At 58.3% G+C, this 10,152-nt stretch carries 10 protein-coding genes; 6 read left to right on the top strand and 4 right to left on the bottom strand.

The annotated features are described in order from the left end of the window. Positions 1 to 49: 49 nt before the first annotated feature. Positions 50 to 466, top strand: coding sequence for a malonate transporter subunit MadL (madL, locus tag U6037_RS27200; RefSeq protein ID WP_038358777.1), 417 nt, complete (start codon positions 50 to 52; stop codon positions 464 to 466). 1 nt (position 467) lies between these two features. Next, on the top strand, positions 468 to 1,232 hold the full coding sequence (gene madM, locus U6037_RS27195; protein WP_322845124.1) for a malonate transporter subunit MadM: 765 nt from the start codon (positions 468 to 470) through the stop codon (positions 1,230 to 1,232). A gap of 419 nt (positions 1,233 to 1,651) precedes the next feature. On the opposite strand, the gene U6037_RS27190 is transcribed toward madM, so the two are convergent. After that, positions 1,652 to 2,572, bottom strand: a complete 921-nt coding sequence (locus U6037_RS27190; RefSeq protein ID WP_322845123.1) for a LysR substrate-binding domain-containing protein — start codon at positions 2,570 to 2,572, stop codon at positions 1,652 to 1,654. A 210-nt stretch (positions 2,573 to 2,782) separates the two neighbouring features. Between U6037_RS27190 and trhA the strand changes: the two genes are divergently transcribed. Beyond that, positions 2,783 to 3,400, top strand: a complete 618-nt coding sequence (gene trhA / locus U6037_RS27185) for a PAQR family membrane homeostasis protein TrhA (RefSeq protein ID WP_064388099.1) — start codon at positions 2,783 to 2,785, stop codon at positions 3,398 to 3,400. Between the two features lie 111 nt (positions 3,401 to 3,511). Here trhA and U6037_RS27180 read toward each other — a convergent pair whose 3' ends face one another. Together U6037_RS27180 and U6037_RS27175 are read right to left on the bottom strand one after the other, a co-directional pair. Beyond that, positions 3,512 to 4,231: a 16S rRNA (uracil(1498)-N(3))-methyltransferase gene (locus tag U6037_RS27180; RefSeq protein ID WP_322845122.1), complete on the bottom strand. Its 720-nt coding sequence runs from the start codon at positions 4,229 to 4,231 to the stop codon at positions 3,512 to 3,514. A gap of 144 nt (positions 4,232 to 4,375) precedes the next feature. Next, positions 4,376 to 5,782 (bottom strand): adenosylmethionine--8-amino-7-oxononanoate transaminase, encoded by a 1,407-nt coding sequence (locus U6037_RS27175; RefSeq protein ID WP_322845121.1) that lies wholly within the window; start codon positions 5,780 to 5,782, stop codon positions 4,376 to 4,378. A 223-nt stretch (positions 5,783 to 6,005) separates the two neighbouring features. On the opposite strand from U6037_RS27175, the gene U6037_RS27170 reads away from it, so the two are divergent. Continuing rightward, positions 6,006 to 7,775 carry a flavin monoamine oxidase family protein gene (locus U6037_RS27170; protein ID WP_322845120.1) on the top strand — a complete coding sequence of 590 codons (1,770 nt, stop codon included), beginning with the start codon at positions 6,006 to 6,008 and terminating at the stop codon, positions 7,773 to 7,775. A 371-nt stretch (positions 7,776 to 8,146) separates the two neighbouring features. Here U6037_RS27170 and U6037_RS27165 read toward each other — a convergent pair whose 3' ends face one another. Then, positions 8,147 to 8,644, bottom strand: a complete 498-nt coding sequence (locus U6037_RS27165; protein ID WP_322845119.1) for a hypothetical protein — start codon at positions 8,642 to 8,644, stop codon at positions 8,147 to 8,149. A 320-nt stretch (positions 8,645 to 8,964) separates the two neighbouring features. Here U6037_RS27165 and U6037_RS27160 point away from each other — a divergent pair, with 320 nt between their 5' ends. Continuing rightward, a complete protein-coding gene (locus tag U6037_RS27160; protein WP_322845118.1) occupies positions 8,965 to 9,516 on the top strand; it encodes a cytochrome b in 552 nt (183 codons plus the stop codon). Positions 9,517 to 9,547: 31 nt separating this feature from the next. After that, positions 9,548 to 10,126, top strand: a complete 579-nt coding sequence (locus U6037_RS27155) for a YceI family protein (protein WP_322845117.1) — start codon at positions 9,548 to 9,550, stop codon at positions 10,124 to 10,126. Positions 10,127 to 10,152 lie beyond the last annotated feature (26 nt).

Here is a 10,152-nt window from a genome sequence, read left to right as displayed (position 1 = left end):
TTCGAACAACAAAAACAACATTCGACGATGCACTTTGAGGACTACAACAATGATTATTTACGGTGTGGCGCTGCTCGCGATCTGTACGCTGGCAGGGGTGATCATGGGTGACATGCTCGGCGTGTTGTTGGGCGTGAAATCCAATGTCGGCGGGGTCGGCATCGCCATGATCCTGCTGATTTGCGCACGGTTGTGGATGCAGAAACGCGGCGGCATGACCAAGGAATGCGAGATGGGCGTCGGCTTCTGGGGCGCGATGTACATTCCGGTGGTGGTGGCGATGGCCGCGCAACAGAACGTCGTCACGGCGCTGCACGGCGGGCCGGTGGCGGTGCTGGCGGCGATTGGTTCGGTGGTGGTCTGTGGTTGCACGATTGCCTTGATCAGCCGCACCCATAAAGGCGAGCCATTGCCCGACGAACCGGCGGAAATTTCCCCGGTCGGCACGCCAGTAGGAGGCCGCTGATATGTGGGATCTCATCGAGAAAGGTCTGGAACACAACGGGCTGGTCACTGCATTCGCCTTCGTCGGCGTGATCATGTGGGTGTCGGTGGTGCTCTCCAAACGCCTGACGTTCGGACGCATTCACGGTTCGGCGATTGCCATCGTTATTGGTCTGGTTTTGGCGTGGGTCGGCGGCACCATGACCGGCGGGCAGAAAGGCCTGGCGGATCTGACGTTGTTCTCCGGCATCGGCCTGATGGGCGGGGCGATGTTGCGTGACTTTGCGATTGTTGCCACCGCGTTTGAAGTGCAGGCGACCGAGGCGAAGAAGGCCGGGTTGATCGGTGTCATTGCCTTGCTGCTGGGCACGATCCTGCCGTTCATTGTCGGCGCGTGCATGGCCTGGGCGTTCGGTTATCGCGATGCGGTGAGCATGACCACTATCGGCGCAGGCGCGGTGACTTACATTGTCGGGCCGGTGACGGGTGCGGCGATTGGCGCGACCTCGGATGTAATGGCGCTGTCGATTGCCACCGGGTTGATCAAGGCGATTCTGGTGATGGTCGGCACGCCGGTCGCGGCGCGCTGGATGGGCCTGGATAACCCGCGTTCGGCGATGGTGTTTGGTGGGTTGGCCGGGACTGTGAGTGGCGTGACTGCTGGGCTGGCGGCGACGGATCGGCGGTTGGTGCCCTATGGGGCGTTGACGGCGACGTTCCATACCGGGCTGGGGTGCTTGCTTGGGCCTTCGTTGTTGTTCTTCATTGTTCGCGCGATTGTGGGCTGAAGATCAAAAGCCCCTCACCCTAGCCCTCTCCCGGGGGGAGAGGGGACTGACCGAGTTGGATGTGGGACGTACGCCGACTTGAAAGTCCTGAGTCGAACTCAGGCAGTGAAAAGCCTGCCGATCTGCACCCTTTCCCCCTCTACCCTTTGACGGAGAGGGGACTGACCGAGTTGGATGTTGGAGGTACGCCGACTTGAAAGTCCTGAGTCGAACTCAGGCAGTGAAAAGCCTGCCGATCTGCACCCTTTCCCCTCTACCCTTTGACGGAGAGGGGACTGACCGAGTTGGATGTTGGAGGTACGCCGATTTGAAAGTCCTGAGTCGAACTCAGGCAGTGAAAAGCCTGCCGATCTGCTCCCTTTCCCCCTCTACCCCTTGGGGGAGAGGGCTGGGGTGAGGGGGTAGCTCTTGATCTTGATCTAAACCCCAGCCTGGCGATTGGCATACATCCGACACTCTGCCAACAACGCCAGCAAATTCGGATCGCGCTCCTTGGCTTTCAAAAAAACCACACCAATGTGCTGCTGCAACCGGTACTTCGCCTGCAACGGAATCAGCTTCACCCGATTCTCATACACCGCCGCAATCCTTCCCGGCAGCAACGCATAACCCACCCCCGAACTGACCATGCTCAACAGCGTGAAAATGTCATTCACCTGCATCGCCACTTTCGGCTCGAACCCCGCCTGCTTGAACACCCGCACACCATCCTGATGCGTGGCAAAGCCCTGGGTCAGGGTGATGAACGTTTCATCGCGCACCTCAGCCAGATCCACTTCACTGCGCTGGGCAAACTTTGAATCCGCCGGGGTGGCGAGGAAGATGTCGTCGGAAAACAGCGCAATCTGCTCGCAATCCGGGTCGTTGATGCTGTCGTCGAGCGACACCAGAATCGCGTCGACTTCCATGTTTTTCAGCTTGTAGAGCAGGTCGATGTTCGAGCCGAGGATCAGGTCGATGTTGAGTTCGCTGCGGCGGATTTTCAGGCCCATTATCAGCTGCGGCACGGTTTTCACTGTCAGTGAATACAGCGAGCCGAGTTTGAATCGTTCAGCCGAGAACCCGGCGGCTTCGCGGGTCAGGCGCACGCTTTCGACCACGTCGTTGATCAGCTTCTGCGCGCGTTCTTCCAGCACGTAAGCACTTTCCAGCGGCGTCAGGTTGCGGCCTTCGTGTTTGAACAGCGGGCAGCGCAGGGCGCTTTCCAGCGAATGAATGGCGCGGTGCACGCTGACGTTGCTGGTCTGCAACTCGGCAGCGGCGCGGGCAAGGTTGCCGGTGCGCATGAACGCGAGGAACACCTCGAGTTTTTTCAGGGTCAATTCTTCGTCGATCAGCATGGCGCGGACTCTTTTTGGTATCGGCCGATTGTGCACGCAAGAGCAAAAGATCGCAGCCTTCGGCAGCTCCTACATTGGAATGCGATCACCTGTAGGAGCTGCCGAAGGCTGCGATCTGTTGATCTTGGCTTTGAACAGAAACATTGCGCTTTTACGCTCAAGGCCCGAGCCTTGCGCGCTGCGGTAACGAATTATTGAGGTAAGTGACACATGTATCACGGAGAAAAACTCAACGCCTGGACGCATTTGGTCGGGGCGGTGGCGGCTTTTGTCGGCGGGGTCTGGATGCTGGTGATTGCCTGTCTGGACGGTAGCCCGTGGAAGATTGTCAGTGTGGCGATTTACGCGTTTACCTTGCTGGTGCTCTACAGCGCCTCGACCGTGTACCACAGCGTGCGCGGGCGCAAGAAAGCGATCATGAAGAAGGTTGATCACTTTTCGATCTACCTGTTGATTGCCGGCAGCTACACGCCGTTCTGTCTGGTCACGCTGCGCGGGCCATGGGGCTGGACGTTGTTCGGGATTGTCTGGGGGCTGGCGTTGATCGGCATCTTGCAAGAGATCAAACCGCGTTCGGAGGCGCGGATTCTGTCGATCGTGATTTATGCGGTGATGGGCTGGATTGTGTTGGTGGCGGTGAAGCCTTTGATTGCGGCGCTGGGTACTACAGGGTTTGCCTGGCTGGCGTCGGGCGGGGTTTTGTACACGGTGGGGATTATCTTTTTTGCCCTTGATCACCGGTTGCGGCATGCGCATGGGATCTGGCATCTGTTCGTGATTGCGGGGAGTTTGCTGCACTTTGTCGCGATCTTGTTTTACGTCCTCTAGACCGAGGCGCGGCTAATCGCTGGCAAGCCAGCTCCCACAGGGTTTAGCGTTGTTCACGGATGTTGTGGCCAACAAGGATCCTGTGGGAGCTGGCTTGCCAGCGATGGGGCCTTAGAAATCCCCCCAAAGCTGCTGAGCCACCGCCAATGCCACCACCGGCGCGGTCTCGGTGCGCAACACGCGCGGGCCGAGGCGGGCGGCGTGGAAGCCGTTGCCTTTGGCCTGCTCGACTTCGGCGTCAGTCAAACCCCCTTCAGGTCCGATCAGAAACGCCAGCGTCGCCGGTTTGGCATGACTCACCAACGGCTCGGCCACCGGGTGCAGCACCAGTTTCAACTCGGCTTCGGTCTGCTTGATCCAGTCCGCCAACAACACCGGCGGATGAATCACCGGCACCCGCGAACGCCCGCACTGTTCACATGCGCTGATCGCCACTTGACGCCAATGCAACAGGCGTTTGTCGGCGCGTTCGTCCTTGAGGCGGACTTCGCAGCGATCACTGAAGATCGGCGTAATTTCATTCACGCCCAGTTCGGTGGCTTTCTGAATCGCCCAGTCCATGCGTTCACCCCGGGACAAGCCCTGGCCGAGGTGGATGTGCAGCGGCGATTCGACCTGGCCGGCGAATTGCTCGTCGATCTGCACGGTCACGCGCTTCTTGCCGACGTCCAGCAGGGCGCCGCGAAACTCATGGCCGGAACCGTCGAACAACTGCACCGCATCGCCCTCGGCCATGCGCAGCACGCGGCTGATGTAATGCGCCTGGGCCTCCGGCAATTCGTGTTCGCCGGTGCTCAGCGGGGCGTCGATAAAGAAGCGGGACAGTCTCATGCGGGGTCTCTGTAAAATTTGTCAAAGTCTGGCGGCCCCATCGCTGGCAAGCCAGCTCCCACAGGGTTTTGCGCAGAACCTGTGGGAGCTGGCTTGCCAGCGATGACGGAAGTCCGGTCACCGCTGAAGCTTAAGTGAAGTAGATCAACCCGGATCGCGGAAGCCGGGGTGGAAGTCTTTCGGCACGGCCACGCTGACGCTGTCACGCGTAGCGATGTCGATGCCTTCGCTGGCGACTTCAGCAAGGAAGTCGATCTGCTCCGGGGTGATCACGTACGGCGGCAGGAAATACACCACGCTGCCGAGCGGGCGCAGCAACGCGCCACGTTCCAGCGCGTGCTGGAACACCTTCAAACCACGACGTTCCTGCCAAGGGTAGGCCTCTTTGGTGGCTTTATCCTTGACCATCTCGATGGCCAAAACCATGCCGGTCTGGCGCACTTCAGACACATTCGGGTGATCGACCAGATGCGCCGTCGCCGAGGCCATGCGCTGAGCGAGAGCCTTGTTGTTCTCGATGACGTTGTCTTGCTCGAAGATATCCAGCGTCGCCAATGCTGCGGCGCACGCCAGCGGGTTGCCGGTGTAACTGTGCGAATGGAGGAACGCGCGCAAGGTCGGATAGTCGTCGTAGAACGCGCTGTAGACTTCGTCGGTGGTCAGGCACGCGGCCAGCGGCAGGTAACCGCCGGTCAGGGCCTTCGACAGGCAGAGGAAATCCGGGCGAATGCCGGCCTGTTCGCAGGCAAACATGGTCCCGGTGCGGCCGAAACCAACGGCGATTTCGTCGAGGATCAGATGCACGCCATAACGGTCGCACGCCTCGCGCAGCAACGTCAGATACACCGGGTGATACATGCGCATGCCGCCGGCGCCCTGAATCAACGGCTCGACGATCACTGCCGCGACACTGTCATGGTTCTCGGCCAAGGTCTGTTCCATGGCGGCGAACATGTTGCGCGAGTGTTCTTCCCAGCTCATGCCTTCGGGGCGCCCGTAGCAGTCCGGGCTCGGCACTTTGATGGTGTCCATCAGCAGGGCTTTGTAGGTTTCGGTGAACAGCGGCACGTCGCCGACCGCCATCGCCGCCATGGTTTCACCGTGGTAGCTGTTGGTCAGGGTGACGAAGCGCTTCTTGTTCGGTTGGCCGCGATTGAGCCAGTAGTGAAAGCTCATTTTCAACGCGACTTCAATGCAGGACGAACCATTATCGGCGTAGAACACCCGATTCAGGCCCTCCGGCGTCATCTTCACCAGACGCTCGGACAGCTCGATCACCGGTTGATGGCTGAAACCGGCGAGAATCACGTGCTCCAGTTGATCGACCTGATCCTTGATGCGCTGGTTGATACGCGGGTTGGCATGGCCGAACACGTTGACCCACCACGAACTGACGGCATCGAGGTAGCGCTTGCCTTCGAAGTCTTCGAGCCAGACGCCTTCACCGCGCTTGATCGGGATCAGCGGCAGCTGTTCGTGGTCTTTCATCTGGGTGCAGGGATGCCACAACACCGCGAGGTCGCGTTGCATCCACTGGTTATTCAGGCCCATTTACAGTCTCCTCGAGGCGGCTCGCGACAGGCGCGGGCAAACAATCGCGCAAGCCTATGCAATGCTTCGCGCGGGGACAACCCATTGTGTCGATTGAGCTACTTTGTATGAGCCGATAGACGTCGCTGGCGGCGTTTTGATGGCTAACGTATTCTTCGCGGTTCTTTGGGTCGTCTGACCCGCAAAACTGCTTTTTCCTACGTGTATTTCCGGAGTTCGCTGAATGTCTGTCGGTTGGCTGCGCGCCTGTGCGCTGGTGATGTTGGGGCTGTTCAGCGTTACAGCGCTGGCCAAGGATAAAACCGCAATCGTGATCGGCGGTGGCCTGTCGGGTCTGACTGCCGCTTATGAGCTGCAAAACAAGGGCTGGCAGGTCACTTTGCTGGAAGCCAAGCCGAGCATGGGCGGGCGCTCGGGCATGGCCACCAGCGAGTGGATCGGCAACGACAAGACGCAGCCGGTGCTGAACAAGTACGTTTCGACGTTCAAGCTGGGCACCACGCCGGCACCGGAATTCGTGCGTACGCCGGGTTACCTGATCGACGGCGAGTATTTCTCCGCTGCCGATCTGGCAACCAAGCAGCCAGCCACCGCCGATGCCCTGAAGCGCTACCAGAAAACCCTCGACGATCTGGCGCGTTCGATCGACGACCCGCAGAACCCGGCGGCGACCAGTACCCTGCACGCGCTGGACCAGATCACCGTATCGAGCTGGCTCGACAAGCAGAACCTGCCAGCCACTGCGCGCCAGTTGATCAACCAGGACATCCGCACCCATTACGACGAGCCTTCGCGTCTGTCGCTGCTGTATTTCGCTCAGCAGAACCGTGTCTATCGCGGCGTTTCCGACCGTGACCTGCGTGCTTCGCGTCTGGTCGGCGGTAGCCAGGTGCTGGCGCAGGCGTTCGTCAAACAGATCAAGACGATCAAGACCAATTCGCCAGTGTCGGCGATCAATCAGGACAAGGACGGCGTGACCGTCAAGGTCGGCAGTGTTGGCTACCAGGCTGATTACGTCGTACTGGCCGTGCCACTGCGCGCACTGAACAAGATTGCGCTGACCCCGGCACTGGATGCGCAGCATCTGGCCGCGATCAAGGGCACCAACTACGGCTGGCGCGACCAGATCATGTTGAAGTTCAAGACGCCGGTGTGGGAAAGCAAGGCGCGCATGTCCGGCGAGATCTACAGCAACACCGGTCTCGGCATGCTCTGGATCGAGCCAGCGCTGAAGGGTGGCGCCAACGTGGTGATCAACCTGTCCGGCGACAATGCCCGCGTGATGCAGGCGTTTGGCGACAAACAGATGGTCGATCAGGTGCTGATCCGTCTGCACGCGTTTTATCCACAGGCCCGTGGCTCGTTCACCGGTTATGAAATCCGTCGCTACAGCACCGACCCGTCGATGGGCGGCGCTTACCTGGCTTATGGTCCGGGTCAGATCAGCAAGTTCTGGCGCCTGTGGGAGCGTCCGCTGCAACGCGTGACGTTCGCCGGCGAACACACCGACACCTTGTACCCGGGCACTCTGGAAGGCGCGCTGCGCACCGGCCAGCGTGCGGCGAGTCAGGTTGAAGATCTGGCGGCAGGCAAATCGTTCGAGCCAGCCAAAGTGGTTCCGGCCGCTGCAGCGGCAGGCGCGGCGGGTGCCGTGGCAGCGAAGAAGGGCAACTTCTTCAGCAACCTGTTCGGTGGTTCGGATGACGAGAAGAAACCTGAGCCTGTGAAGGCGCCAGAGCCGGCTCCTGCTCCGGTTGCTCCAGTGCCTGCGCCGACTCCGGCACCTGCGCCAGCTCCGGTGGAAGCGCCGAAACCAGCGGCCCCGGTGAAAGCTGAACCTGCGAAGAAAGCAGCAGCCAAGCCTGCGGCGAAGAAGCCTGCTGCGAAAACCGAGGCGAAAAAGCCTGCGGCCAAACCAGCAGCGAAAAAGGCTGAGCCGGCGAAGAAGCCAGCGGCCAAGCCGGCAGCCACCTCTGAGAGCAAGGCGCAGTAAACCTTCGCTCCAGTAAAAAACGCGGCCATACGGGCCGCGTTTTTTTTTGCCAGAAGCGCACTTCAATCCTTCCCGGTGCAGTCTCAAGGCTTACCTTTGTGCAGGACACTTCCCACAAAACAATCGGAACGAAATGATAGCGGGTGCCAGAGCTCCAACTTTATGCTTGAAAAAAATTGGAGGCGTTTGATGAAAACACTTACGGCGATACTTTTATTAGTGACCATTTCCGGTTGTGCCAATGGGCATTTCTTTCCGGGCGGTTATAACGCTGAACTTGCCCATCAATGCAAGATAGATCCATATAGCGCGGATTGCTTGCAACCGCCGTTAGTTTTCACCAACTAATCAATAAAAATAACTATGGCTTGTTAAAAATCCCATTTGAAGAACTCCGTGCCGTTCGGCAACTTTCTGAGCCATCGCTGCTTGGGTTTTCGAATCCGCCCGGGGACAAAACCGAAGCGAGCCCAACGCAGGTTGCCGTTGCGCTGATCGTAGATGACCAGGTTGCCATCGTCTTGCATCGTCAGGTAAGTGTTGTACCACAGCGACTTTTCGAGGCTGTGGGTACTTTCGGCAATCCATAGTCGGCGTCTGGACGGGTCGAAGAGAAATCCGTTATTGCTGACGACAAATTGTAGTGGCTCCCGCATCTTCTTTGGATGCAAAGTTGCACTGTAAGGTTGATTGTTGTCGGCAATCCAGACTACTGCTTCACCTTCTTTTATCACCAGATTGCCATCGCTCTGCAATAACAACCGATATCGACCGTTCTCGGATTGCAGGTATTGGCCCGGAGACATTGTCTGGTTTGGTGGTAACTCGCAAGTGCCACTTGCTTGAAATTGGGTATAACGAAGCGCCATGTTTTTCACCTATTCAATGAATGATTGAGTCATCATTTGATCAGGGGAAAACGGTCAACTAGCGATACATAGTTATTAAATGAATTTTCTTTTTCTGCGAATTTTTTGTGATCACTGCCTGCTCCGCGGCGCGCCGGAGCAGAAGGAGAATCGCGCCCCGTGGTCCGAGCGCCGCGCGCGAAAATCGCCTTTAATCTTTCCTTAACGCGTCACTTCCAGACTCTTGATCGTATTTCTCGATATTTCAAAGCGAAATTTTCCGCTTTAATTCGATAGATAACTCGCTAGTCTTGGTTCGCAGTTCTCACAGGATTTGGGCAATGCAGCTACGTAACTCTTCTTCGCGCTATGGTTGGGTCAGCATCTTCATGCACTGGGGTGTGGCGCTGGTGGTCTTCGGACTGTTCGCGCTGGGCCTGTGGATGGTCGGGCTGGATTACTACAGCAGCTGGCGCAAAGAAGCGCCGGATCTGCACAAGAGTATTGGCCTGGTGTTGCTGGTCGTGATGGTGTTGCGGGTGCTGTGGCGCTTTATCAGCCCACCACCGCCGACGCTGCAAAGCTACAGCCGCATGACCCGGATCGGCGCCAAATTCGGCCACGGGTTTCTGTACCTGGCGCTGTTCGCTGTGATGCTTGCCGGTTACCTGATTTCCACCGCAGACGGTGTCGGGATCCCGGTGTTTGGCCTGTTTGAAGTTCCTGCACTGGTTTCCGGGCTACCGGATCAGGCAGATACCGCTGGGGTGATTCATCTCTGGCTGGCGTGGGCACTGGTAATTTTTTCCGGCCTTCATGCGTTGGCAGCATTGAAGCACCACTTTATCGATCGTGATGCGACCCTGACGCGAATGCTCGGTCGCAAAGCCTGAAATTCAACCTCGACTCAAAGGAAAAGAAAGCATGTTGAAAAAGACTCTGGCCGCTCTGGCAATCGGTTCTGCACTGCTCTCGGCTGGTCAGGCCATGGCTGCGGACTACAAAATCGACAAGGAAGGCCAGCACGCCTTCGTTGACTGGAAAATCAGCCACCTGGGTTACAGCTTCATCCACGGTACTTTCAAAGATTTCGACGGTACTTTCTCGTGGGATTCGGCCAAGCCTGAAGCCAGCAAGATCTCCGTTGATGTGAAAACTGCCAGCCTGTGGTCGAACCACGCTGAACGTGACAAGCACATCGCCAGCAAGGATTTCCTCGACGTGGGCAAGTTTGCTGATGCCAAGTTCGTCTCCACTGCCGTTAAATCGACCGGTGAAAAGACTGCTGATGTGACTGGCGATCTGACCCTGCACGGCGTGACCAAGCCGGTGACCTTCAAAGCCACGTTCAACGGTGAAGGCGAGGATCCATGGGGCGGCGAGCGTGCTGGCTTCAATGCCAAGACCACCCTCAACCTGAAAGATTTCGGGATCAAGGGCCCAGGCCCTACCTCGCAAACTGCGGATCTGGACATCTCGCTGGAAGGCGTGAAAGTTAAGTAACTTTCGCTCGCCACACAAAAACGCCC

It is taken from the genome of Pseudomonas sp. B33.4 (genome assembly GCF_034555375.1).
In the GTDB taxonomy this organism is placed as follows: Bacteria; Pseudomonadota; Gammaproteobacteria; order Pseudomonadales; family Pseudomonadaceae; genus Aquipseudomonas.
The sequence above is the reverse complement of the archived record's forward strand: the minus strand, read 5'-3'. Positions and strand labels throughout refer to the sequence as shown.

Bases quoted from the DNA above. Each gene is read 5' to 3' on its own strand.
- madL (WP_038358777.1), top strand. From the start codon at position 50: ATGATTATTTACGGTGTGGCGCTGCTCGCGATCTGTACGCTGGCAGGG.
- madM (WP_322845124.1), top strand. From the start codon at position 468: ATGTGGGATCTCATCGAGAAAGGTCTGGAACACAACGGGCTGGTCACT.
- U6037_RS27190 (WP_322845123.1), bottom strand. From the start codon at position 2,572: ATGCTGATCGACGAAGAATTGACCCTGAAAAAACTCGAGGTGTTCCTC.
- trhA (WP_064388099.1), top strand. From the start codon at position 2,783: ATGTATCACGGAGAAAAACTCAACGCCTGGACGCATTTGGTCGGGGCG.
- U6037_RS27180 (WP_322845122.1), bottom strand. From the start codon at position 4,231: ATGAGACTGTCCCGCTTCTTTATCGACGCCCCGCTGAGCACCGGCGAA.
- U6037_RS27175 (WP_322845121.1), bottom strand. From the start codon at position 5,782: ATGGGCCTGAATAACCAGTGGATGCAACGCGACCTCGCGGTGTTGTGG.
- U6037_RS27170 (WP_322845120.1), top strand. From the start codon at position 6,006: ATGTCTGTCGGTTGGCTGCGCGCCTGTGCGCTGGTGATGTTGGGGCTG.
- U6037_RS27165 (WP_322845119.1), bottom strand. From the start codon at position 8,644: ATGGCGCTTCGTTATACCCAATTTCAAGCAAGTGGCACTTGCGAGTTA.
- U6037_RS27160 (WP_322845118.1), top strand. From the start codon at position 8,965: ATGCAGCTACGTAACTCTTCTTCGCGCTATGGTTGGGTCAGCATCTTC.
- U6037_RS27155 (WP_322845117.1), top strand. From the start codon at position 9,548: ATGTTGAAAAAGACTCTGGCCGCTCTGGCAATCGGTTCTGCACTGCTC.